The 25522-nt window shown below is 60.1% G+C and carries 18 protein-coding genes and 1 pseudogene; 14 read left to right on the top strand and 5 right to left on the bottom strand.

All coding sequences use genetic code 11. The features are described from left to right. Positions 1 to 4: 4 nt before the first annotated feature. From QZ638_RS01795 to QZ638_RS01745, 11 genes are all read left to right on the top strand, one after another. Positions 5 to 1411, top strand: coding sequence for an ATP-binding protein (locus QZ638_RS01795; RefSeq protein ID WP_295806145.1), 1407 nt, complete (start codon positions 5 to 7; stop codon positions 1409 to 1411). A gap of 95 nt (positions 1412 to 1506) precedes the next feature. After that, positions 1507 to 1944 (top strand): RT0821/Lpp0805 family surface protein, encoded by a 438-nt coding sequence (locus QZ638_RS01790; protein WP_295806144.1) that lies wholly within the window; start codon positions 1507 to 1509, stop codon positions 1942 to 1944. A gap of 97 nt (positions 1945 to 2041) precedes the next feature. Continuing rightward, the gene (gene ccmI / locus QZ638_RS01785) at positions 2042 to 3169 is read left to right on the top strand and encodes a c-type cytochrome biogenesis protein CcmI (RefSeq protein WP_295806142.1); all 1128 of its coding nucleotides are present in this window, start codon (positions 2042 to 2044) and stop codon (positions 3167 to 3169) included. Between the two features lie 7 nt (positions 3170 to 3176). Further along, on the top strand, positions 3177 to 3611 hold the full coding sequence (ccmE, locus tag QZ638_RS01780; RefSeq protein WP_295806140.1) for a cytochrome c maturation protein CcmE: 435 nt from the start codon (positions 3177 to 3179) through the stop codon (positions 3609 to 3611). Positions 3612 to 3691: 80 nt separating this feature from the next. Then, a complete protein-coding gene (locus QZ638_RS01775) occupies positions 3692 to 5677 on the top strand; it encodes a heme lyase CcmF/NrfE family subunit (RefSeq protein WP_295806139.1) in 1986 nt (661 codons plus the stop codon). Between the two features lie 26 nt (positions 5678 to 5703). Further along, entirely contained in the window at positions 5704 to 6150 is a 447-nt protein-coding gene (locus tag QZ638_RS01770) for a cytochrome c-type biogenesis protein (protein ID WP_295806220.1), read from the top strand. 98 nt (positions 6151 to 6248) lie between these two features. Next, positions 6249 to 7493, top strand: coding sequence for a bifunctional alpha/beta hydrolase/OsmC family protein (locus QZ638_RS01765; protein WP_295806137.1), 1245 nt, complete (start codon positions 6249 to 6251; stop codon positions 7491 to 7493). A 132-nt stretch (positions 7494 to 7625) separates the two neighbouring features. After that, positions 7626 to 9167: a Do family serine endopeptidase gene (locus tag QZ638_RS01760; RefSeq protein ID WP_295806135.1), complete on the top strand. Its 1542-nt coding sequence runs from the start codon at positions 7626 to 7628 to the stop codon at positions 9165 to 9167. A 94-nt stretch (positions 9168 to 9261) separates the two neighbouring features. After that, positions 9262 to 9933 (top strand): response regulator transcription factor, encoded by a 672-nt coding sequence (locus QZ638_RS01755; protein WP_295806134.1) that lies wholly within the window; start codon positions 9262 to 9264, stop codon positions 9931 to 9933. Continuing rightward, positions 9933 to 11393 (top strand): HAMP domain-containing sensor histidine kinase, encoded by a 1461-nt coding sequence (locus QZ638_RS01750; protein ID WP_295806132.1) that lies wholly within the window; start codon positions 9933 to 9935, stop codon positions 11391 to 11393. Before QZ638_RS01755 ends, QZ638_RS01750 begins: the two co-directional genes overlap by 1 nt. 45 nt (positions 11394 to 11438) lie before the next feature. Beyond that, positions 11439 to 14393, top strand: a complete 2955-nt coding sequence (locus tag QZ638_RS01745) for a bifunctional [glutamine synthetase] adenylyltransferase/[glutamine synthetase]-adenylyl-L-tyrosine phosphorylase (RefSeq protein WP_295806129.1) — start codon at positions 11439 to 11441, stop codon at positions 14391 to 14393. Between the two features lie 2 nt (positions 14394 to 14395). Here the strand turns inward: QZ638_RS01745 and QZ638_RS01740 are convergent, their stop codons facing one another. Beyond that, positions 14396 to 16732: an ATP-binding protein gene (locus QZ638_RS01740; protein ID WP_295806127.1), complete on the bottom strand. Its 2337-nt coding sequence runs from the start codon at positions 16730 to 16732 to the stop codon at positions 14396 to 14398. A gap of 129 nt (positions 16733 to 16861) precedes the next feature. Beyond that, complete coding sequence (gene pepN / locus QZ638_RS01735; RefSeq protein WP_295806218.1) at positions 16862 to 19507, bottom strand: aminopeptidase N; 2646 nt, start codon at positions 19505 to 19507, stop codon at positions 16862 to 16864. A 188-nt stretch (positions 19508 to 19695) separates the two neighbouring features. On the opposite strand from pepN, the gene QZ638_RS01730 reads away from it, so the two are divergent. Further along, complete coding sequence (locus QZ638_RS01730; protein WP_295806125.1) at positions 19696 to 22005, top strand: xanthine dehydrogenase family protein molybdopterin-binding subunit; 2310 nt, start codon at positions 19696 to 19698, stop codon at positions 22003 to 22005. A gap of 56 nt (positions 22006 to 22061) precedes the next feature. Then, on the top strand, positions 22062 to 23015 hold the full coding sequence (locus tag QZ638_RS01725; RefSeq protein ID WP_295806123.1) for a DMT family transporter: 954 nt from the start codon (positions 22062 to 22064) through the stop codon (positions 23013 to 23015). On the opposite strand, the gene QZ638_RS01720 is transcribed toward QZ638_RS01725, so the two are convergent. Continuing rightward, on the bottom strand, positions 23010 to 23828 hold the full coding sequence (locus QZ638_RS01720) for a helix-turn-helix transcriptional regulator (protein WP_295806122.1): 819 nt from the start codon (positions 23826 to 23828) through the stop codon (positions 23010 to 23012). The two genes, QZ638_RS01725 and QZ638_RS01720, sit on opposite strands and share 6 nt — an antisense overlap. A 140-nt stretch (positions 23829 to 23968) precedes the next feature. Here QZ638_RS01720 and QZ638_RS01715 point away from each other — a divergent pair, with 140 nt between their 5' ends. After that, a complete protein-coding gene (locus QZ638_RS01715) occupies positions 23969 to 24364 on the top strand; it encodes a hypothetical protein (protein ID WP_295806121.1) in 396 nt (131 codons plus the stop codon). A 22-nt stretch (positions 24365 to 24386) separates the two neighbouring features. On the opposite strand, the gene QZ638_RS01710 is transcribed toward QZ638_RS01715, so the two are convergent. Beyond that, positions 24387 to 25289: a hypothetical protein gene (locus QZ638_RS01710; RefSeq protein WP_295806119.1), complete on the bottom strand. Its 903-nt coding sequence runs from the start codon at positions 25287 to 25289 to the stop codon at positions 24387 to 24389. Between the two features lie 68 nt (positions 25290 to 25357). Next, positions 25358 to 25522 (bottom strand): annotated as a pseudogene (locus tag QZ638_RS01705) (uracil-DNA glycosylase); the annotation flags it as partial.

Raw genomic sequence — 25522 nt, 5'->3', positions numbered from 1 at the left:
ACCCATGGCTGGCCAGAACACGCAGACGTCGCTTAAACGGATCGTCTCCCGCTCGCTTGCGGTGCGTGTTATCGCCTTCTCGTCGTTCTGGGCGATCATCGCACTGGTCGTGATCGCCACCATCATATCCGCCTTGTTTCGTCAGGTGTCGGAACGTGGATTCGACAGCGTCTTGTCAGCGTATCTGAACAATGTGATCGGCTCCGTGGGTATCGCCGAAGACGGCGGGCTCCAGGGAAGCCCCAACTTAGACGATCTGCGCTTTCTTCAACCGCAGTCGGGTTGGTATTGGACGGTCGAGCCGGTGACGAACGATCTGGGACAAGCATTGCGTTCACCATCCATGGCGACCCCAATTCCATCTCCCGATACGGCTGAGGTTCCTTTCAATGCAGGTTTCCAACGCGATTATTCGACCGTTGGCCCCGGCGGCGAGACGATCGAGGTGGTCGAAGCGGAACTGGTGGTCGGTGACCAGGGGCAGGTCGCGCGCTTTCGGGTCATGGGCAATCGAAGCGAACTGGAGGACGAGATCGGACAATTCGTCCGCAGGCTCTATGCCTATTTGGCTGTCTTCGGCCTCGGTATGATAGCCATCAACGTGTTTGCCATCCTCTACGGTCTGCGTCCGCTCCATCGCGTGCAAAAAGCTTTGTCGGACATCCGAGCGGGAACGGCACAACGTCTAAGCGGACCGTTCCCCACTGAAATCGAATCGCTCGCCGACGAGACAAACGCGCTGATCGACAACAACCGGCGTATCGTAGAGCGCTCCCGCAAACAGGTCGGCAATCTGGCGCATTCGTTGAAGACACCGCTGGCGGTGCTCATGAACGAGGGACACGCGGTTGGTGGTGAGCGTGGAAAGCTGATCACCGCACAGGCTACGGCGTTGCAACAACAACTCGATCATTATCTGCAGCGTGCACGAGCAGCCGCTCAGCGGGACAGTCTCGTGTTTCGCACACCTGTCCAAGCTTCGCTCAAACGTATGGCACGGGTCATGAGCAAGCTGAATCCATCGATCGACCTGAGATTAAAACTTTCGGACGATCCATTGATTTTTGCAGGTGAGCAGGAAGATCTGGAAGAGATCAACGGCAATCTCATGGAAAATGCCATGAAATGGGCCACCAGCCGTGTCGCTCTTTCGGCGCAGGAGAGTGGCAGCCTGGGAGAGGGGCGCGGCTTGATCATCGTCATAGAGGATGACGGGCCCGGTATTCCCGAAGAGAAGGCGCGCGACGCCCTAAAACGTGGCCGGCGGCTCGACGAAACCAAACCGGGAACCGGCTTGGGCCTTGCGATCGTCGCGGACCTGGTGGAAGAATATGGGGGCTCTCTGGCCTTGGAGCGGTCGGCCCTAGGCGGACTGAAGGTGGTCGTCTCACTGCCGCGCGCGGAAGCATAAGACCGCTTGTTAACGAAAATCGCCCAAATTAGGCCAAATCGACGCCCTAAAGGGCGCGCAATCGATGAGTGTGTCTCAGGGGACCATTGGGATCAATGAAACTCGCGCCAGTTTTTGCCGTTGCGCTTTGCGCTGTCTTGTCCGGTTGCCTCGGTGCCGGCATGTCGGGTTCGCAGCTCGAGCCAAGCCAGTTCGCTTCAACCCGCTCGGCGACCGACAGTTCCGCCATTCTGGGAATTGAAGGCGGAGGCCTCGTCGGTGGCGATCTCGGCGATGCTTTGTCCCGCCGACAGAAACGGCTCGCGATAGAGGCCGAATACAAGGCTCTGGAAAACACGCCGGCCGGCCAGGATGTGTCATGGCAGGATGCCGGTTCCGGACGATCGGGAACGGTGCGTGCGGCACAGCCTTACCGGGTCGGCTCTCAAGACTGCAGGCAATACACCCACACCGTTCAGGTCAACGGAACTCCTCGCGAATCGCGCGGTACCGCGTGTCGCAACGAGGATGGTAGCTGGATGTTGCTTGGCTAAAGCTGGCCAGGCAGTCCAACGCACAAGGCCGATTGTTGCCAAATGGCCGCAGGTGCGTTGAGTTGGCAGCGGGTTTTCTGACCGCTATTTAGGATCCATGTTGTTCTGGATTCTCGCAGCAATTCTGACCTTCGTAGCCGCCGTTGCGGTGCTGCGACCCTTTGCCGTGCGCGGCGGAGGGGGTGAGGATGCTATCGCCCATGACATCGAAGTCTATCGCGACCAACTCGACGAGGTGGAGCGCGACGCGGAGAGAGGACTTATTGGACGCCAGGAGGCCGAACAGGCACGGGCGGAAATCGGGCGCCGCATTCTCAAAGTTTCGCAAATTGCCGAGGAGCAAGCGGAAAGGCAGACCAACCAGCGCCTTACCCGTCTGACCGCCGCAATTGCGGTGCTCGCCGTGCCGCTGGTGAGCTGGGGATTATATACAATCACCGGGTCACCCGGGATACCGGCGCAGCCATTGCACGCCCGGATCGCCGAACAACCCGCCGATGCGCCCATCGACGAACTGGTATCGCGTGCCGAGGCACACCTGGCCGAAAGTCCTGACGATGTGCGCGGCTGGCAGGTTCTGGCGCCAGTCTATATGCGGTTGGGGCGCTTCGGCGATGCTCGGACGGCGTTGCGCAACATCATGCGTCTCTCCGGCGAAACAGCGGAGATGAAGGCGGCGCTGGGCGAGGCGATCGTTGGTGGAGCGCGAGGTATGGTGACAGCCGAAGCCGAGGACGTGTTCCTGGAGGCGTTGAAGCTCGAACCGGGCGAGCCCAAAGCACGTTTTTTCCTTGCCCTGGCACGGGCTCAGGAAGGCGCTACCGCCGATGCGCAGGCCATATGGCGTGAAATGCTCGGCGACTTGCCGGAGGACTCACCCTGGCACGCCGCAGCGCGGCAGGCGCTGGTGCGTTCCGGCGATGCAGCGGCATCAAGCGAGAGGCTGGGGCCGAGCGAAGAAGACATGGCGGCGGCTTCGGACCTTTCCCAGGCCGACCGGCAGGAGATGATCGAAGGGATGGTCGCAGGCTTGGATGAGAAATTGCGCGAAAACCCGCAAGACCTGGATGGCTGGCGGCGACTTATCCGTTCATACATTGTGCTGCAGCGTCCGGACGCTGCGAATGCGGCGTTGAAGCGTGGCATGGCAGCGTTCGGTCGGGATGCGCCAGAAAGCTTGGAGCTGCAGGGTTTCGCCGAAAGTCTTGGCGTTGCAATCGAATAGGTTTGACGTGACACGGAAACAGAAACGGCTGGCTGTCATCGCAGGCGCGATCGGTTTTCTCGGAGCGGCGACCGGGTTGACGCTTTATGCCCTGGGCGAACAGACCTCGTATTTCTACGTACCAGGCGATCTGGCAGAAAGACCGGTGGGTGTGGGCGAGCGCATCCGGCTCGGCGGGCTCGTTGAACGCGGGTCGATCCAACGTTCGGACGACACGCATGTGCGTTTTGCGGTGACGGATGGAATTGAAACGGTTGCCGTACGCTACAACGGCATTCTACCGGACCTTTTTCGTGAAGAGCAGGGTGTCGTCACCGAGGGAGCTTTCGACCAGAATCGCATCTTTGTCGCGGATACGGTGCTTGCCAAACACGACGAGAACTACATGCCGCGGGAAGTGGCGGACAGTCTTAAGGAAAAGGGCGTCTGGCAGGAAGATTGAAGGCATTCGTGCCGTTTCCCGTCAGACCGATATGTCCCTGAGGCTACGCGAACAAATGCTTGATTGGAGCGCTTGAGATCATGAGCATCGAACTCGGTCATTTCGCCCTGGTTCTGTCCTTCGCGCTGGCGCTCGTTCAGATGACCGTCCCGATCGTCGGCGCAAAGCTCAGAAACGACACGTTGATGCGGGTCGGCGAGCCGGCCGCCCTCACCAATTTCATGCTGGTCGCCTTGTCTTTCACGGCGCTCACCTTCGCGTATGTCCAGTCGGATTTTTCGGTTCTGAACGTTTGGGAGAATTCGCATTCGGCCAAGCCGCTTCTGTACAAGATTACCGGCACCTGGGGCAATCACGAAGGCTCCATGCTTCTATGGGTGTTGATCCTGGTCTTCTTCGGTGCGCTCGTGGCGGTGTTCGGGCGCAACCTGCCATTGTCGCTGCGGGCCAATGTGCTGGGGGTGCAGGGCGCGATAAGCTGCGCATTCATCATTTTCATTCTTGCGACCTCGAATCCGTTCGCCCGTCTCGATCCAGCGCCAATGGAAGGGCGCGATCTGAATCCCATTCTTCAGGACATCGGACTCGCCGTTCATCCGCCGCTTCTCTATCTCGGTTATGTCGGCTTCTCCGTCGCCTTCTCATTTGCCATCGCGGCACTTATCGAGGGGCGGTTGGATGCGGCGTGGGCGCGTTGGGTTCGCCCTTGGACACTGGCCGCGTGGATCTTTCTGACCGGGGGCATCGCTATGGGGTCGTACTGGGCCTATTATGAACTCGGCTGGGGAGGTTTCTGGTTCTGGGACCCGGTGGAGAACGCCTCGTTGCTGCCCTGGCTCGGCGGCACCGCTTTGCTGCACTCGGCGCTGGTGATGGAAAAGCGCTCGGCCTTGAAGATCTGGACGGTGCTGCTCGCGATCCTGACTTTCTCGCTGTCCTTGCTTGGAACGTTCCTTGTACGCTCCGGTGTTCTGACGTCGGTGCACGCCTTCGCCACGGACCCCACGCGCGGCGTGTTCATTCTTGGCATTCTCGTTCTGTTTATCGGCGGATCGCTGGCGCTGTTCGCCTGGCGGGCCGGGACGCTTACAGCCGGCGGTCTCTTCCAACCGATCTCGCGCGAAGGGGCGTTGGTTCTCAACAATCTCATCCTCACGACCGCAACCGCGACCGTGCTGATCGGCACGCTTTATCCGCTGTTGATCGAAGCCGTCACGGGAGACAAGATTTCGGTCGGGGCGCCATTCTTCAATCTTACGTTCGGACCGCTCATCCTCCCCTTGCTTGTGGTCGTTCCGTTCGGTCCGTTGCTGGCGTGGAAACGGGGAGATCTTTGGGCCGTTTCGCAGCGGTTGTTTTTGGCATTCGGCGGTGGCCTGGCGGTTGCACTCCTGGTTTTCATTCTGGTCGACCGCACATCGGTTCTTGCCGCTCTCGGTACCGGACTTGGTGTGTGGCTCGTACTCGGTGCCTTGACGGATCTGGTTATCAAGTCCGGCCTTGGAAAAGTGGCGCCGGCGGTGGCGTTCGGTCGCTTCAAAGGCTTGCCGCGCTCTGTCTTTGGAACGGCTCTTGCACATGCCGGTATCGGGTTGACGACAATCGGCATCATATCGGTTACCACTCTGGAGACCGAACGCATTACCGCGATGCAGCCGGGCGAGACGGTCGAGATCCACGGATACAATCTGCGTTTCGAAAGCCTGCGTCCGTTTACCGGCCCGAACTACACCGAAGACCAGGCAAGGTTCGTTCTCACCCGCGTCACGGGCAAAGCGATGGGTGAAGTGATGTCCGCCAAGCGATTTTATACTGCGCGCCAAATGCCCACCACAGAGGCCGGAATCCGCACCATAGGCCTCAGCCAGCTCTATGTTTCCCTCGGTGATCAGACACCGAATGGAAAGATCGTGGTTCGGATTTGGTGGAAGCCGATGGTGACGCTCATTTGGCTCGGTTCGTTGATCATGATGATCGGTGGCACCGTATCGTTGCTCGATCGCAGGTTGCGGGTCGGCGCTCCGATGCCGCGTGGCAAAGCAGCCGCACAAGGGGCGCGCGCATGAGACGGCGGTGCTTGCCTGTGTCTTTTATGGTTTTTGTGCTGGTGCTTCTGTCGTTTCAGCCGGTATCGGCACTTCAGCCAGACGAAGTGTTGGACGATCCGGTGCTGGAGGCGCGTGCCCGCGAACTCTCGGCCGAATTGCGGTGCATGGTCTGCCAGAACCAGTCGATCGACGACTCCGACGCGGAACTGGCACGCGATCTGCGGGTTCTCGTCCGCGACCGACTGACAGCAGGCGACACCGATGAAGAGGTTATCGAATACGTGGTCGATCGCTATGGCGAGTTCGTTCTTCTGAAGCCACGTTTCAATTATCGCAATGCGCTTTTGTGGGGGGCTCCGTTTATCCTGCTATCGTTCGGCGGTGCGCTGATTTTTGCCAATGCCCGTCACAGAAACACCGGCGGGGGCGTGGCTGGTCTGAACGCCGCCGAACAAGAGCAGCTTGACCGAATCTTGAACGACCGTGAGTGAGTTTTTTTAAAGCGCGCCTATGCGGTGCACCTTTACCGGCTTAGCCTGTATGCGGTTTGTCAGGCTCCAAGCCTGATGCGCTTGCGAAAGGTGAACTCATGGCAGCAAAATCCCAAAAGCTCTCATTTCAAGGGCACTCTGGAGCAAGTCTCGCTGCACGGCTCGACCTCCCGAACGGACCGGTCAGAGCTTACGCGCTGTTTGCCCATTGTTTCACCTGCTCAAAAGATCTGCTTGCCGCACGACGTATTTCAGCCGAACTGGCGCGCGCCGGCATCGCGGTTTTGAGGTTCGATTTCACCGGGCTGGGCTCCAGTGAAGGCGAGTTCGCATCCACCAATTTTTCGACGAATCTCGAAGATTTGCTCAGCGCCGCTGCATTCCTCGAAGAACATTACGACGCACCGTCCGTGCTGATTGGTCATTCTCTGGGTGGCGCGGCTGTGCTGGCAATCGCGGGGCGCCTATCTTCGGTCAGGGCTGTCGCGACGATCGGTGCTCCCTCGGATACGGCACATGTACTGAAGAACCTGGGGGCGTCGTTAGAAGATATTCAGGACGCGGGAGAAGCCGAGGTCTCCCTTGGCGGGCGGCAGTTCCGCGTGCAAAGGCAATTTGTCGAAGATGCGCGCTCGCACAGCCTCCTGGAAGCGGTGTCGAAAATGCGCAAGCCATTGCTTGTTCTCCATGCCCCTTTCGACGAGATTGTGGGAATCGACAACGCTACGCAGCTATTCCTGGCAGCGAAACATCCCAAGAGCTTCATTTCGCTGGACAGGGGGGATCATCTCCTGACGGAGCCGGAAGACGCGTCATTCGCCGCAAGCGCGATGTGCGGCTGGCTGTCGCGCTACATACCGGGCGACGATCCCCAAGGCACGGTTTCCATGGAACATGTTCGCGTGATGGAGACCGGGCAGGGAAAATTTCAAAACGCCGTGCAAGCCGGTCGGCACCGACTGTTCGCCGATGAACCGGAAAGTTTCGGCGGACTGGACACAGGGCCTTCGCCCTACGATTTTCTGTCGATCGCGCTTGGCGCATGCACCACCATGACGTTGCGCTTGTATGCGGATCGCAAAAATCTGGATCTCGGACGCATCAGCGTCGACGTTTCACACGAGAAGATCCACGCCAAGGACTGTGCGGATTGTTCCGATACAACGAAGGCACTAGGACGCATCGACAGATTCGAGCGTGTGATCGATGTGGAAAAAGCTGTTTCGCCGGAAACGCGCAAGAAGCTCGTCGAGATCGCCGGAAAATGCCCGGTTCACCGAACGCTTGAGAGTGTCGTACATGTCCACACCGCGCTTCATGACGACGAGTCTGGCGCAGAATAAGCATAAACCAATCCGAACATTACGAAAATTTCATCGGCTGGAAATGGCGTCGTAATGTAGGGAACGCTATTTCTTTGTCCAGAAGACGCCATTGGGCGCCGAATAGAAATGTTTCCAAGAGGATAGGTTGCTATGCATCAGGACGCGGACACGAAGGCAGCGAAGAACGGTATAATCGGCACGGGACGCGGCCGTCTCATGGCGACAATCGCTTCGATTGCGATTGCCGGAGCGGTTGGAGTTGGCGTCGTGACGAGCGGAACGGCGCCGGTCATGGCCGAGGCGGTGCGTCTCGATCAACCCGTTCAAGCCCCGAGTTTTGCCGATATCGTCGAGAAAGTTTCTCCTGCGGTGGTGAGCGTGCGCGTGAAGGCCGATGTTGAAATGACGTCGAATCGTGGCGGCTCGAGCTTCTTCGATATGCCTGGTTTCGAGGAATTGCCGGACGGCCATCCGCTGAAACGGTTTTTTCGCGAGTTCCGTGGCGAGCGCGACTTCGGCAATGATCGCCGGTATCAGCGTCGTCACCGTCCCCGCCCGGTCTCCCAGGGCTCAGGCTTCTTCATTTCCGAAGACGGTTATCTCGTCACCAACAATCACGTGGTCAATGGCGGCAGCAATTTCACCGTCGTCATGGATGATGGAACCGAAATCGATGCCGAACTGGTCGGCACCGATCCGCGTACCGATCTCGCTGTGCTGAAAGTCGACGAGAAACGTGAGTTTACTTATGTCGACTTCGCCGATGAGGCGAAGGTGCGCGTGGGTGACTGGGTGGTGGCCGTCGGTAACCCGTTCGGTCTCGGCGGTACGGTGACGGCGGGCATCGTCTCTGCGCGTGGTCGCGATATTGGCGCGGGCCCTTATGACGACTTCATTCAAATAGACGCGGCGGTGAACCGCGGCAATTCCGGTGGCCCGGCTTTCAATCTCACGGGCGAGGTCGTGGGCATCAACACGGCGATATTCTCGCCATCGGGGGGCAATGTGGGTATCGCGTTCGCCATCCCCGCCTCCGTCGCCAAAGAGGTGGTCAGGGACCTGATCGAGAATGGCTCTGTCGAGCGAGGCTGGCTCGGTGTTCAGATCCAGCCGGTGTCCAAGGATATCGCCGAATCCGTTGGACTTGACGAGGAAAAAGGCGCGCTGGTTGCCGACGCGCAGGACGGCGAACCGGCAGCCAAAGCGGGCATCCGCTCCGGTGACATCATCGTCGCGGTTGGCGACAAGCCTGTTTCTTCACCGAAGGAGCTCGCTCGTCTGGTCGCTGATTTTGCGCCGGGCAACGAGGTCGATGTGACGCTTTGGCGCGACGGAAAGACGGAGAACGTCAAGGTGACGTTGTCCGAAATGCCGGGCGTCGAAAGCATGGCTGCGGCCAGAGGCGATTCGCAGTCGAGCACGATGGATGCGCAATTCGGTCTGAAGGTTACCCCTGCGGAAGACGGGGATGGCCTCGTCGTGACCGATGTCGAACCGGGTAGCCCGGCGGACGACCGTGGCATTCGCCCCGGCGACATCATTCGCGCCGTCAACTCGCAGACGGTGAAGTCTGGCAAGGATGTCGAGGATGCCGTGTCTGCCGCGGTGAAAGCGGGCCGAAAGGCTGTGCTGGTGCAGATCGAGCGCGAGGACGCCAGCCGCTTTGTGGCCTTGCCGACCAGCGAAGGCTGATCTTTGCTACACCTTAAAGCTCCCCCGCAATCTTTGTTGGGGGAGTTCGCCTTCTAGGAAGACGTGTCATCCGCAAACGGGATATAACGGTCGTATGAAGATACTTGTCATCGAAGACGATCGGGAAGCGGCGGATTATCTCAAGAATGCCTTTGCAGAAGCCGGCCACACTGCGGACATCGCCCGCGATGGCGACAGCGGTTTCTCGATGGCCGAGACCGGCAGCTACGACGTCTTCGTCATCGACCGCATGCTGCCGCGCCGCGACGGACTTTCGATCATCGCCGAGCTGCGCGCAAGCGGCAACGATACGCCCGCGCTGATCCTCTCGGCGCTCGGAGAAGTGGACGACCGCGTGACAGGCTTGCGGGCCGGTGGCGACGATTATCTGACCAAGCCCTACGCCTTTTCCGAACTACTTGCCCGCATAGAAGTGCTGCGCCGGCGTGCCGGCTCCAAGGATGTCGAAACCGTCTATCATGTCGGCGACCTCGAACTTGACCGCCTTTCGCATACGGTGCGCCGTGCCGGCCAAGAGATCATCCTGCAGCCGCGTGAGTTTCGGCTGCTTGAATACATGATGCGACACGCCGGGCAGGTGGTGACGCGCACCATGCTTCTGGAGAACGTCTGGGATTATCATTTCGACCCGCAGACCAATGTTATCGATGTGCATATCTCGCGGCTGCGCGGCAAGATCGAAAAGGGCTTCGAGAAACCCCTGCTTCATACGGTGCGCGGCGCCGGTTATATGCTGAAGGACTGATGGCGCGGCTCCTTTCGATCCTCAACACCACGGCGGCGCGTCTTTCCGCCCTCTATCTCATCCTTTTCGCCGTTTGCGCCACCTTCCTGGTTATTTACATGACGTCGCTTTCAGCCCGCATGCTGGTCGGGCAAACGCGCGAGGCCATCAATGAAGAAGTGCGCGGTCTCGACCGCGCCTATCGGCGTGGCGGCCTGCCTTTTCTCGTGCGGGTAATCGAATCACGCGCCCGCCAACCCGGCGCCAATCTCTATCTTCTTGCGGATGCCAATGGCCGCATTCTCTCGGGTAATGTGGAAAGCCTGCAACCTGGCGTTCTCGATGCTACAGGCTGGACGGAACGCCCGTTCACCTACAGCCGTTTCGGAGAAGGCGAGGCTCGCCTGGAACCAGGGATGCGCGATGCCGAACACAAGGCGGTTGCCGTCGTTTTCCGCCTGCCCAATCGGATTATTGTCATGGTTGGGCGTGACCTTGGGGAACCGGAAAAATTCCGCACTGTGATGCAGCGCGCGCTTGTGGTCACGCTCGCTATTATGTGCGCGGGCGCGCTGCTGATCTGGTACTTCGTCGGCCGGCGCGCGCTCAAGCGTATCGACCGCGTTTCAGAAGCGAGCCGCAGCATAATGGGTGGCGATCTGAACCGTCGGCTGCCTGTCTCGGGAGCGGGCGACGAGTTCGACCGGCTGTCGGACAATCTGAACAAGATGCTGGATCGTATCGCGGCCCTTAATGAAGGACTGCGTCAGGTCTCTGATAACATTGCACACGATCTAAAGACCCCTTTGACACGTTTGCGCAACAGGGCTGAAGCCGCGCTCGCGGGAAAATCCGAAACAGCAGAATATCGCGCCGCGTTGGAACGCACGATTGCCGAATCCGACCAGCTTATTCGGACCTTCAACGCAATCCTGATGATCTCTCGGCTCGAAGCGGGCTATTCGGCAGAGGCCACGTCGACAATCGATTTGAGAGCGATCCTGGCCGATGTGGTGGAGCTTTATGAGCCACTCGCAGAAGAACAGGGTGTGGCGCTGGATGCACAGCTTGACGGGGCGGTCAACTTGCAAGGCAACCGCGAACTCATTGGCCAGGCGCTTTCCAACATTGTCGATAATGCGATCAAATATTCGGCAGGCTTTGGCGAAAAACCGGCAGTGCAAGTGCTGCTGGATACGGGTCCCAATGAGATCCGGTTAACGGTACGAGACAATGGTCCCGGCGTTCCCGAAGCGGACCGGCGCCGCGTAACGGAGCGTTTCGTTCGCCTGGAGGAAAGCCGCACCCAGCCGGGTTCCGGCCTCGGTCTCAGTCTTGCCAAGGCGGTGATGACATTCCATGGTGGCCGTCTCGAACTCGCCGACAACGCGCCCGGACTTGCCGTAACGATGGTCTTTCCCGTCGAGCCGTCAAAACGGAAATCGGAAACGGTTTTCAAGAAGCGCGATGCTTCTGGCTGAAGGAAGCCGGATGGGCGGAATTTCTTGATCGAATAGGGGGCTCGAATGGGGCGTGACGCGGTTGCTGACGGAAGCCTTTGGTTTGGGGCGCCGGCTCTCATTCTGAAGCCGGTCGACCACGACCAGGCCGCCGAAGCGCTGGAAATGGTGCTTGAAGCCGCAGAGGCCGCCGAATGTGAACGCCTGTGCGATCTGCTTCGGCGCAAAACGAATCTTACGCGCTTTCTTGCGGCGGTGTTCGAATTGTCGCCATTCCTGCGCGATAGCGCGCGCCGCAATCCACATGCCTTGGAAGCTCTGTTCGACCTGTCCGCCGGCGAGAGGCTGGAGGTCCTGTTCGAGCGCATCGATGCGAGTGCATTCGAAGACGGACAGAGCGAAAGCGGCGAGATGAAGGGACTGCGCGACCTCAAGGCGGAAGCGCATTTCCTGATCGCCTTGTGTCGGCTCGCCGACGTTGCCGATACCGCGGTGACCACCGAGCGATTGAGCCGATTGGCAGACAAGTGCATCCGTGCCAGCACCAACTTTTTGCTTCTCGATGCCGATCGGGCGGGAAAATTGAAACTGCCGGATCGCAGCCAGCCTGCGAAAGGCAGTGGCTGGATCGTGTTGGGAATGGGAAAGCTCGGCGCCAACGAGCTTAATTTCTCGTCCGACATCGACCTCATCGTTCTGGTGGATACGCAAGCCCCCGCCATCCTTGATGCCTATGAGGCGATCGACCTTTTCGTCCGACTCACACGTCGCCTTGTCAGGATCCTCCAAGACCGGACCGAGCACGGATATGTGTTCCGCACCGATCTGCGGCTGCGCCCGGATCCCGGCTCGACACCGCTTGCCATACCAGTGGAAGCAGCGCTCCATTATTACGAAAGCCGCGGGCAAAACTGGGAGCGGGCGGCCATGATCAAGGCGCGGCCGATTGCCGGTGATCTGGTTGCCGGCGAGAGTTTCCTTAAAGAGCTTCAACCTTACGTCTGGCGGAAATATCTCGACTATGCGGCAATTGCCGACGTCCACTCCATCAAGCGTCAGATCCATGCCCACAAGGGTCATGGAGCGGTCGCGGTTCGGGGACACAACGTTAAACTCGGGCGTGGCGGTATCCGGGAAATCGAGTTCTTCGTCCAGACGCAGCAATTGATCGCTGGGGGGCGGTTTCCGGAGTTGCGGGGGCGGCGCACAGTGACGATGCTGGAGGAGCTTGCACGCTGCGGTTGGATCGACGAGGAAGCACGGGAGGCGCTGACGCGCCAATACTGGTTCCTGCGGGATGTCGAGCACGCTCTGCAGATGGTTGCCGACGAGCAGACCCATACCTTGCCCGAAGAAGACGACGACCTGGAGCGCATTGCCCATTTGCTCGCTTTCGAGAGCGCAGAGGCATTCTCCGAGGCATTTCAGGACAGTCTGCGGTTGGTGGAACAGCACTATGCGGAACTCTTCGAGACCGCTCCGCAACTTTCGCGCGGCGTCGGCAATCTGGTCTTCACCGGCGATGTGGACGATCCCGGCACGCTTGAGACGTTGAGCGAGCTCGGTTTTGAACGGCCGAGCGATATGTGCCGCGTGATCCGCGGCTGGCACTATGGCCGCTACCGTGCGACACAATCAGCCGAGGCACGCGAGCGTCTGACCGAACTGACCCCGGCGCTTCTGGAAGCTTTCGGCAGCACGCGGCGTGCCGATGAGGCCTTGTTGCGTTTTGACGCGTTTCTGGCAGGCCTTCCCGCTGGTATCCAGCTCTTTTCGCTGCTTCAATCCAATCCCGCCTTGCTCAACATGCTGGTGAGCATCATGGGTGCGGCACCACGGCTTGCCGCCATCATTACGAAGCGTCCCCATGTCTTCGACGGACTTCTCGATCCCGCGCTTCTGTCCGAGCTTCCCGACCGCGCTTATCTCGCTGAACGTCTGGAGAGCTTTCTGGCGGGGGCGCAGGTTTATGAAGAGATACTCGACAGGTTGCGCATTTTCGCGGCTGAACAGAAATTCCTGATCGGTATCCGGCTTCTGACCGGGGCAATCGACGCCTCGCGTGCGGGGAAGGCGTTTTCCGACCTCGCCGATCTTACGGTCGCTTCTGCGCTCGACGCGGTGATCGAGAACTTCGCCGGGCGTCATGGCCGGATCGCCGGGGCGCGCGTCGCCATTCTGGGCATGGGCAAGCTCGGCAGCCGCGAGTTGACAGCGGGATCCGATATCGACCTGATCCTGCTTTACGACCACGATGCGGATGCGGAGTATTCGGACGGGCAAAAACCGTTGGCGCCGTCGGAGTATTATGCGCGGCTCACTCAGAGGCTGATTGCCGCCGTCTCGGCCCCGACGGCGGAAGGGGTGCTCTACGAACTCGATCTGCGGCTTCGCCCCTCCGGCAACAAGGGGCCGGTCGCCACCCATATCGATGCTTTTGCACGCTATCAGCGCAAGGAGGCATGGACATGGGAACATATGGCACTCACCCGCGCGCGCGCCTTCGCTGGCGATGGAGCGCTTATGGAGCGCGTCGACAAGCAGGTGCGTGAGATTCTGGCGCTGCCGCGGGATGCGGGCAAGATCAAGCGCGAAGCCGCTGACATGCGTCGTTTGCTCGAAGAGGAGAAACCTGCCCGTGACATATGGGATTTAAAGCTCATCTCCGGCGGTCTAATCGACCTGGAGTTCATCGCTCAGGTGGCCGTCCTCACAGGCAACGTCAAAGGGGAGGAGGCAACGGCCACGGGAGCCGTGCTGGCGTCGCTGACTGACGATTTCTGTTCGCCGCAGGCGCGTCAGGAACTCATGGATGCGCATGAACTCTACACGACATTGACGCAGATCACGCGGCTTTGCCTTGAGGGCGGATTCGATCCGGAAGAAGCACCTCCAGGCTTCGCAGATTTGCTTCTGCGTCAAACCGATCTGCCGGAATTGCCGGTGCTGGCCGCCCATGTGGAGGAGACCGCCGCCAAAGTGCGCAAACGCTTTGCCGAATTGATTGGAATGCTGGACTGATGTCAGGCGGCGACCGCCGGTTTCTTGCGCTCTCCGGCGGGCAGGCGGACAGAAACGATGGTACCCACCCCTTCCGTCGAGCGGATCTTGAGGACGCCGCCATGGAGTTCGGTCAACGAGCGGGAAATGGCAAGCCCCAAACCGGAACCCGTGTGGCTTTTCGAGAACTGATTTTGAACCTGCTCAAAGGGGCGCCCCAGTTTTTTCAGGGCGTCGCGCGGTATCCCGCAACCTGAATCCTCGATGGTCAGTGTTACCGCCGGCCCAACCTTGCGCGCGCGCAGCGAAATGTGTCCGCCTTCGCCAGTAAATTTGACGGCATTGGACAGGAGATTGATGACGATCTGTTTTATCGCGCGACGGTCGGCGAACACCTGCATTGTCTCGGGAATATCCATTTTCATGGCGATGGACTTTTCCGCCGCCTGAAGATCCACAACACGCACCGTTTCGCGGATCAGCGGGCAAAGATCGATTTCCTCGCAATCGACCGAGAATTGTCCGGCCTCGATCTTCGACATGTCGAGAATGTCGTTGATCACGCCCAGAAGGTAGGAGCCACTGGAACAGATGTCGCGTACATATTCCTCGTAACGATCCGAGCCGAGCGGGCCGAACATGCCCGACTCCATCACTTCCGAGAAGCCGATGATGGCGTTGAGCGGTGTGCGCAACTCATGGGACATGTTCGCCAGGAATTCGGATTTCGCCCGGTTGGCGGCCTCGGCACGCTCGGTCTCGCGCATGTATTTGCGGTTCAGCTCGCTCAATTCGCGCGTGCGCTCCTGCTCGGCGCGGCGGGCAAGGCTTAGATCGTGAATGGTCGCCATCAAACGGCGCTCACTGTCGACCAGCTTGCCCTGATGCTGCTTCAACTGAGTAATGTCGGTGCCGACGGAGACCGTGCCGCCATCGCGTGTCTTCAGTTCGGTGACTTGCAGCCAGCGCCCATCGGCAAGTTGCCGCTCGTAGGTTGCGCCATTGCCGCTTCCTGACGGTATGGCCAACCTGCGCTCCGAGCGGAAGGCCGGTGCCAGCGCCTCGATATCGCGCCGCCGCGCGCCGCTCACGATCATGCTTTGATCGACGCCCAGATCCTGCTTGTACTTTGTGTTGCACATGACGAGTCGCTCGGCATAGTCCCAAAGGACGAAGGATTCGCCGATGCTCTCGATGGCCGTGCGCAGCCGCTGGTCGGCGGCTTCCGTCTGCTGCACCAGTGTGCGTTGCTCTGTTACATCCACGGCGATGCCGATCAGATGCAGTTCGGGAGCGTTCGGGTCGACCACCTGTGCGCGAGCGCGAACCCAGACCCATTGTCCATCGGCGCGCTTCATCCGGAAGACACGGTCCACGTGGTCGATCTCTCGTGCCATGATGCGGTTGGCCAGGTCGAAAAGATCGCTGTCCTCGGGGTGGATGATCGCCGCGACTTCGCCGAAGGAAAGCATTTCCTCGCTCGTCTCATAGCCGAGCATCTCGAACATGGAGCGCGACCAAAACATCTTTCCACGCACCATGTCCCAGTCCCAGAGACCGCACTTGCCGCGCACCATCGCCATGTCGATGCGCTGATGGGCTTCCATATAGATTCTGTCGGCGGCCTGCGCGCGGGCGGCCTGGCTGAAATAGGCATAGAGGATCACCATCAGTATGCCGGCCGTCAGCGCGAATAGCGTCACATTCATTGAAACCGAACGGCGCCAATCGGCAAAGAGGCCATCGCGCGAGGTGAGGGCAACGGCCGACCCGTCCTGACTGGCCACATGCACGAGGGATGCAAGCCACGGTTCGCCGGCAATCTCCACATTCATCACCCCGGCGCGCGCGCCGAAGAGAAACAGCGGTTGTCCGCCGGTCAGAAGATCTTCGAGCGATTGGCCGACGAGATCGCGCCCGTTGGGTGACGATGCCAGAACCTCGAAGCGCTCATTGGTGATTGCCAGTATGCGCTGGTCTTGCGAGCCGGCGCGCCGCATCGCATCTTCGATGAGCATGCGCGCCTTATGGCTCGGTTCGATCTCCGAATTGTCAATCGCCACGCTTGCAGCCAGGGAGTCGGATGCGAGCGCCAGCATGGTTCGTGCGTCGCGCTCAATGTCGTCGCGCCAGGTGAACAGTGAGAGAAGGCGCGCCGCGGCAAGCACCAGAAGGAAAATGATGATCAGCACGGGGATGGAACGGCGCAGGTAGGGTTCGATGGCCAAGAGACGCTCGTAAGCCGGAGCGGCGATAATCTTGGCGTTCCCTGCCAGTCCCATACGCGCCGCGCGTCGGGTTTTCGGCCCGGCAGCCATGCCCGCAATCAGGGGCATAGCCCAACCCCCTGCCTTCGCCATCCGACGGGCTCCCTCGTTCCTCGTTAAGTTCTGTGATTCGGCTCCGCCTGCTGCCGAATCATCTATAAGGAATCAAAGGTGATTCGCCTTGTCCAGTGGTCTTGGTAAAAAAGATATTAACGCGCGTCCTCAAGCCAGAGTCCGTTCGAGTATATCGGCCAGGTCACGGGACAATTCCTCGCGCTTCGACATGCCGGCAAGAAGGGCTCGGGCGTTCTCGCGCCGGCCTCCTTCGAGTGACCGCCAGGAACGGAAGGCGGTGGCAAGGCGCGCTGCCACTTGCGGGTTGTGCGTGTCGAGAGCGGCGACCGTTTCAGCGACCAGACGATAGCCCTCGCCGTCGGCGCTATGGAATGCCGTCTGGTTGGCCATTGAGAACGTGCCCACGAGCGCTCGCACCCGGTTGGGATTGGCTAGCGAAAAATGCGGATGACTCATGAGCTTACGAACCAAAGCAATCGTTTCGACCGATGGGATCATCGCTTGAATCTGGAACCATTTGTCGAGCACAAGCGGATTGTCCCGATAGCGTTCCTCGAACGCGGCCAGGGCGGCCCGTCCATCGTCGGTGTTATGGAAATGCTGGGCCAGAACGGCGAGCGCGCCGGCACGCTCGGTCATGTTGTCGGCCTCAAGGAATTGTCGGCAAGCGGCTTCCGGGTTCGCGGCGTCCAGAACCAGAAACTCGATCAAGGTGTTGCGCAGGGCACGGCGCCCGGCGCTGCGTGCGTCCGGCGAGAACGGCGCATTGTCGAGCAGTCCGTCATAGAGTTTGCGGAAGGTATCGCTTCCCGCCCGCGCAACGGTCGTGAGCAGGGCCTTGCGCGCAGCGTGGATCGCATCGGGGTCGATGTCCCGGCCGATTTCGCGCGCGACATCGGCTTCGCTGGGAATGCCGAGGGTCAGTGCGCGGAAAGCCTCTTCAAGCGACGCATCCGCAGCCAAGTCGATCGTTACCGAGACGAGATCGCCGTCAAACGCCGGTGATTTGCCGCCGCGCACCGCTTTGCTTGCGGCAATGAGCGCATCGGTCAAAAGTGTGTTCAGTGCCTGCCAGCGCGAGAACGGATCGCTGTCATTGCGGGCGAGGAAGAGTTGATCTTCGAGCCGGCTTTCAACCGAAAGGGTGACGGGGGCGGAGAAACCCCGATTGATCGAGAGAACAGGCTCTGTCTCCAAACCCTTGAAGAGCAGGGTATGACGGCGTTTACGCAGGTGAATCACGCCACGCTCGACCGCTGCCCCGTCCACGCCGTCGTAGCCGACGTCTCTTCCGTCCGGCCCCACCAGCCCGAATGCGAGCGGGATGTGCATCAGCCGCTTGCGGTTTTCCGATGGTGTGGGCGGCACGGACTGCTCGATCTCTACCGTCAGTGTTTTCGTCTTGGCATCGTAGCGTGACGAGAGAGCCACATTGGGCGTTCCCGCCTGATGATACCAGAGTGAAAACTGGCTGAGATCCCGACCCGATGCATCCTCGAACGCTTTGACGAAATCCTCGATGGTCACGGCCTGTCCGTCATGACGTTCGAAGTAAAGGTCCATACCTGCCCGAAAGGCGTCGTTGCCAAGAACGATACGCAGCATGCGCACCACTTCGGAGCCCTTTTCGTAGACGGTCGCCGTGTAGAAGTTGTTGATCTCGCGATAGCGACGGGGCCGAACCGGATGGGCGAGGGGGCCCTGATCTTCGGGAAATTGATGGGCGCGTAGGCCGCGCACCTCGGCGATGCGCTTGACCGCGCGCGATCGCTGGTCGGCGGAGAATTCGTGATCGCGGAAAACCGTAAGACCTTCCTTCAGGCAGAGCTGGAACCAATCCCGACAAGTGATTCTATTGCCTGTCCAATTATGAAAGTACTCATGCGCGATGATCGCCTCGATATTGGCGAAATCCACATCAGTCGCGGTGTCTTCATCGGCAAGCACATATTTGTCGTTGAAAACGTTGAGCCCCTTGTTCTCCATTGCCCCCATGTTGAAATCCGAAACGGCGACGATGTTGAACACGTCGAGATCGTATTCTCGCCCGAAGCGTTCCTCGTCCCAGCGCATGGAACGTTTGAGCGCGTCCATCGCATAGGCCGCGCGTTTTTCCTTGCCGTGCTCGACATAAACGCCGAGCGCGACCTCACGCCCGGATGCGGTGGTGAAACTGTCCGTGACGACGCCCAGGTCGCCAGCGACAAGCGCGAAGAGATAGGAAGGTTTGGGGAAGGGATCGTGCCAAATCGCGAAATGGCGTCCCCCCGTCAGCGTGCCGCTCTCCACCGGATTGCCGTTGGAAAGGAGAAGCGGTGTGGTCTTGCGGTCTGCCTCGATGCGTACCGTGTAGACCGATAGAATGTCGGGCCGGTCGAGAAAATAGGTGATGCGGCGAAAGCCCTCCGCCTCGCACTGCGTGCAGAAGACGCCATTGGACACGTACAGCCCCATCAGCGTCGTGTTTTCGGAAGGGGCAAGGCGCGTGACGATGGTGAGTTCGAACTGTCGCGAGACGGGCGGACGGGTTATGGTCAGATGTTCGGGCGTTGTCTCGAAATCCCCGGCTCTTGCGTTCGCGCCATCGATCCGCAGCGACTGGAGCGTTAACCCGTCGCCATCCAGTTTCAGAGGCGCGTCGGCCGGTGCCTTGGCAATCCGTTCCACCTTCAAAGTGGCGGTCACCAGCGTTTCGTCGGCGTCGAGATGAAAATCGAGCGCTATCTCTGGAATAAGATAGTTGCTGGGCTGGTAGTCCTCGAGACGAAAAATCTGACCGCTTTCTGTACGCATCATCACTCTTTCTACGACCTGTGGCGGAGGCCGGCAATTTGTGGGCTTGTCTGGTCCAACAAAATCGGATCGCTGCTCTTTACACAATCATTCGGCTCGACAAAACTACGACAGCAAATGTCGCTCGATTGTTTCCAGCAAGCTCACCGAACGTTGGCCAAGCCGTGATTGGCCAGAAGGGATTCCGCATGACTGTGATGACGCCGAAATTCGGAATGGGTGCCTCCGTTCGCCGCAAGGAGGACACCGCATTCATTACAGGTCAGGGGCACTACACGGACGATTTTCTGCCTGAGGGAACCCTGCATCTCTATGTGGTGCGTGCGCCCGTCGCCAAAGCCACCTTCACCGTCGCCTCGGTCGATGAGGCGAAGGCCTCGCCCGGCGTTCGTCTGGTTCTGACTGGGGCCGACCTCGCGCATTTGAAGGATTTGCGTTCCGGCGCCATGCAGAAGCAGCCCGACGGAACCCGCGCCCCCACGCGTGACATTCCGATCCTGTGCCGCGACCGCGTCCAGTATGTCGGCGATGCGGTGGCGCTGGTGGTGGCGGACAGTCGGGCCCAAGCGCAGGACGCTGCAGAGCTGATCGACATCGATTACGACGACGAAGAGGCAATTGCCGCAACCGCCGAGGCGCTGTCGAAGGACGCTCCACTGGTCTGGCCCGAGCTGGGTTCAAACCGGGCGTTCCTCTATCATGTGGGCGACAAGGAAAAGTCCGACGCGGCTTTTGCCAGGGCCGCCCGCGTCACCCGCATCGAATTCGTCAACAACCGTCTCGTCTGCAATTACATGGAGCCGCGCGCGGCGTTGGCCGAATGGAACGAAGACGAGAATCGCTATGTGCTGACAACGGGGTCGCAGGGTGTGCATTCGATGCGCGGGATACTTTGCAAGACCTTTGGCATCGAGCCGGAGAATCTGCGGGTGATCACGCCGGACGTGGGCGGTGGCTTCGGTCCCAAGACCTTTGTCTATCGCGAGTATGCGATGGTGATGGAGGCCGCAAAGCGGCTCGGCCGTCCGGTCAAATGGACCGGCGACCGCACCGAACATTTCATGACCGACGCGCAGGGCCGCGACAATGTCGTCACAGCCAAAATGGCGATGGACGGGGAAGGCCGTTTCCTCGGCCTGCGGGTCGACCTGACAGCCAATATGGGCGCGTATATCTCGCAGTTCGGGCCCTTCATCCCGTTTGTCGGCGTCTCCATGTCGACGGGTGTCTACGACATTCAGGCGCTCGATGTTTCGATCAACGGCGTCTATACCAACACATGCCCGGTGGATGCCTATCGCGGGGCAGGGCGCCCCGAAGCGGCATTTCTTCTCGAAAAGCTTGTGGATGCCTGCGCGCGCGACATCGGAATGGGGCGCGACGAAATCCGCCGCCGCAATTTCATCAAGCCGGAGCAATTTCCCTATCGCACCCAGACCGGCCGTCTTTACGACGTCGGCGAGTTCGAAGGGCATATGAACAAGTGCATGGAGAATGCCGGCTGGAACGCGTTCGAGGAGCGGCTGGAGGGTTCGCGCAGGAGCGGCAAGCTGCGCGGCATCGGCATGGCCACCTATATCGAGGCGTGCGCCTTCGCCGGGTCCGAGCCTGCCCATGTGCGGCTCAATGACGACGGCACCGTCACGCTTCTGATCGGCACCCAGTCCAATGGGCAGGGGCATGCCACGGCCTATGCTCAGTTCGTGGCCGACAAGCTCAATCTCGATATCGATCGGATCACTGTGCGCCAGGGCGATACGGATGAATTGGCGTCAGGCGGTGGTACGGGCGGCTCACGCTCGATTCCACTGGGCGGCGTTTCCGCTTCACGTGCCGGCGAGGACCTCGCCGAGAAAATCCGCAAGCTGGCCGCTGATGAACTAGAAGCGTCCGTCGACGACATCGAGCTTGCCGCCGGAGCCGCTCGCATCGTCGGTACGGATCGCGCTGTCGACTTCGCGGCCATTGCGAAGGCCGCCAAGGCTCCCGAGGACGTCCAGGGGTTCGGCGAGTTCGTCCAGGAGGAGGCGACCTATCCGAACGGCACCCACATATGCGAAGTCGAGATCGATCCGGACACCGGCCGGACCGAAGTGCTCGGTTATTGGATTGTCGATGATTTCGGCGCTACCGTGAACCCGATCCTGCTCGCCGGACAGGTGCATGGCGGCGTCGCCCAGGGACTCGGGCAGGCGCTGACGGAAGACACGGTCTATTCGGAGGACGGTCAGTTGGTCACAGCAAGCTTCATGGATTATGCCATGCCGCGCGCCGACGATCTGCCATTCATCCATTTCGAGACGCGCAACGTGCCCTCGACCACAAATGCCATGGGCATAAAGGGCGCAGGCGAGGCCGGCACCATCGGCGCCACACCAGCGGTTCTCAATGCAGTGACGGACGCTCTCTACCGCGCACACGGTATCGACCACATTGACATGCCGACCACGCCATCGCGCGTATGGTCCGCGATCCGACGAACCAGAGACGCTGCATGATGCCTCCGATGGGCAGTTTTTCCGCTTCCAGAAGAAGCTTTTCAGGACATTAGATCATGCCCGCAGAGACCGAAGTCGGCGCTGAACGCCAGCCTCTGATCGGCATCGCGCTGAAGGTCATTTCGGTCTCCGTGTTCGTGATGATGTCCTCGCTGATCAAATCGGCGGGGATGGTGCCGTCAGGTCAGATCGTCTTCTTTCGCTCTTTCTTCGCGATCTTTCCGATCCTCGCCATGCTCGCCTGGCGCAAGGAATTGGCGACCGCCTTCCGCACCACGCATCCCGTCAGCCACATCATGCGCGGCCTCGTCGGCGTCACTTCCATGGGGCTCGGCTTTTTCGCGCTGACGCGCCTGCCGCTGCCCGACGCTATCACGCTCAACTATGCGCAGCCGCTCATTGTCGTCGTTTTCTCCGCCATCTTTATGGGCGAGGTGGTGCGCATCTATCGCTGGACCGCTGTAGCCGTCGGCTTTCTCGGCGTCATCATCATCGCCTGGCCCAAGCTTTCTCTTCTGACGGGTGATGCAGGTCTCGAGGCCGCCGAGGCGGTGGGCGTCATCGCCGCATTGTGCGCGGCAACGGGGTCGGCCGTTGCCATGCTTCTGGTACGCCGACTGGTGCAAACGGAAAAGACCGCCACCATCGTCCTATGGTTCTCGGTCACGGCCACCGTGCTTTCGCTGTTCACGATCCCGTTCGGTTGGGCCGAGCTATCACGCGAACAGTATCTGGCGCTGGCGGGCGCGGGTATCTGCGGCGGCGTAGCGCAGATCTTGATGACGGAATGTTACCGTCACGCGGAGCTCTCCACCATCGCGCCGTTCGAATATACCTCGATGCTTCTGGCCATCGTCATCGGCTATTTCGCCTTCGGCGACATTCCCACGCTTTACACGCTGGTGGGAGGCGTGATCGTTATCGGAGCAGGGCTCTCCATCATCTGGCGCGAGCGTCAGCTTGGCCTCAGGCGTGTCGCTGCCCGCCGTTTCGTGCCGCCTGCCTCATGAGATACGGTCCTGCAATTGCCGCAGAAAGGCTGCGGTGGTGGCGTCGGTGGGAAAGAAACTCTCGATGGCGAGTTCCGACAAGGTAACGTCGAGTGGCGTGCCGAAGACCGTTGTCGTGGTGATAAAGGAAAGTTCGGCTTCCGCGAGGCGCAGATGCAGCGGTACGGCGATCATGTCCGCCGCACGCGGTTTCGGCTCGGGGCCGCTTCTTCTGAACGGATAGGCAGCCAGTTCGGTCTCCAGAGCCACCAGTTGCGGGTCCGCTGTCTGGTCGATGAGGTGGCTCAGCCTTTCCAGCACATGCGTCCGCCAGAGAGCGAGATTGACGATGTTGGGGGCAAGACCTTCAGGATGCAGGCTGAGCCGGAGCACATTCACCGGCGGTTTCAGAAGTTCCGCGTTCGCTACCCCCTGAAGGAGCGGTGCGATGGCCTGATTGGCGGCGATCATCGTCCAGTGTCGGTCGATGGCGATGGCCGGGTTGGGCGTATGCCCGTCAAGGACCGTCTGAACGGCGTCCATGGCCGGTTTCAGCGCCGGATCACCTAGATCCCGTTCGGAAAAGCTTGGCGCATAGCCCGCGGCAAGCAGGATACGGTTGCGTTGCCGCAAGGGCACCGACATGCTTTCCGAAAGGAGCAAAACCATGTCGCGCGACGGATTGGAGCGACCGCTTTCCACAAAACTCAGATGGCGTTGCGAGATGCCGGCTTCAAGCGCCAGATGAAGCTGGCTCATGCGCCGCCGTTCGCGCCATTCCTTGAGCAGCTCGCCGGGATGGCTCTTAGATGTGATGGTGTTTTCATCTTGCATGGCAAGAACCCTAGAATGACCGCGCGCATATTTCCATTACCTCGGACGTAATCGCCATGCGGCAATCCGTTCGGCAGTCTTTCCCGCATCGCCGCCGATACCCGGTCGGCTGGAATCACATCTGGTAAAGGAGACCGATTATGCCGCTTACCCTGACTCCATCGCTCAAGACAGTGCTCCGGCTCGATGCCGCCATGAGCGGTGCCGCCGCACTTTTGCTGCTCGTCGCAGCCGGTCCTTTGTCGCGCCTTCTTGCTCTGCCCGAGACACTTCTGTTCTGGGCGGGCGTGATTTTGGTGCCCTTCGTCGCCATGCTTTTGGCAGTCGCAACGCGCAAGCATTCACCGCGCTTCCTGCTCCTGGACATCGTTCTCCTCAACAGCGTTTGGACTGCTGCGAGTTTCGCGCTGCTTGCAGGCGGCTGGATCGCCCCGAACCTTCTGGGGGGGCTTTTCGTATGCGTTCAGGCTATCGCGGTTGCGGTCTTCGCGGCCATGCAGTTTGCCGCCCTGCGTTCGGCCACGGTGGCGGCCTAATGAGGCCAATGCCTCCCTTTCGTCAAAGACCGGCGGGCAGATCGGGCCAGAGCGGCCCGAAACGCTCTTCCTGTTTCAGGCTCTCACTGCCGAAATGGTAGCGGAAACCGGCGAAGATCCCTTGCGAGCTGGTGTTGCGGGTCGTTCCGTCCGCTCCATTTACAGTCTCGATCCGATAGCGATAGCCGCCGAACGTGCTGAACGGAAGTGCCTCCGGGCGATAATCGACTGATGCGTCCAGACCGTAGACGATGGGCGCATTGTCGTTATCGAGCGGTCGTTCGTAAGTGCCCCGCAATCCCAGCCGCAATTGGTCGCTCGCGTAATAGCGCGCGCCAAGACCCGCAAATGCGCTTTCGGCGCGATACTCCTCGAGGCTTGCAGTGCGCACTCCGGCGAGTGCGAGGAGGGAGGCTGTGTCTGAGAAAAGCGCCGCCTCGAAACCCGCCGCGAGTTTGGGATCCCGGTACGGATTATCATTCGAGAACGAATTGGCGGCATCCTCCTCTCCCCTTGTTTCGGTCACCGCGGCGAACGCACCGACGGCGTGGCTTTGCGGATTGCGCCAATAAAGATGGGCGCTGGCCTGTGTGTGAAGCGTCCTGCGTTCGTTGAGTTCCGAACGCTCATGTTTCAGACTTCCTTGCAGGTTCCAGTCAGCGCCGAACGTGCGATTGATTCTGCCTGAAAGTTCCACCTTGGAATGGCGCCCGGACTCGCGAGCGTTTTGGCCGTTCCCATCGGATTGCCGGTATTCCATGAGGCCGGTCGTGCGTGGAATTGCTCTTTGGGTTTGTCCTTGCGCGATCCGATACCGTTCCAGCGCGTCTGGGGTTGCCAGATCGGCGGCCGGGGCCTCGATCGGGAAAATGATGATAAATGCAAGAAGAAAGACGCGCCCCCCGGAACTGACGCGAACATACATGCTCGACTCCGGGACATTGTTGAGATGGTCACTGTGCGTCAACAGCGTTAAGGCGAGTTTAATCCGCGCTACCGTTCACCGCGCGTTTCTTGCTCCAGCTTCGCCTTGATTGCCAGAAAATCGCGCCAGGCCAGCCGCTTGTGTGCCGGATTCCGCAAAAGATAGGCAGGGTGCAATGTCGGCATGGTGGGGATTTCGAGATCCGAAGGTGTCTTATGGGTGGCCCAGTTGCC

Origin of the sequence: uncultured Nitratireductor sp. (assembly GCF_913053745.1) — a bacterium.
Classification (GTDB): Bacteria; Pseudomonadota; Alphaproteobacteria; order Rhizobiales; family Rhizobiaceae; genus Nitratireductor.
The sequence above is the reverse complement of the archived record's forward strand: the minus strand, read 5'-3'. Positions and strand labels throughout refer to the sequence as shown.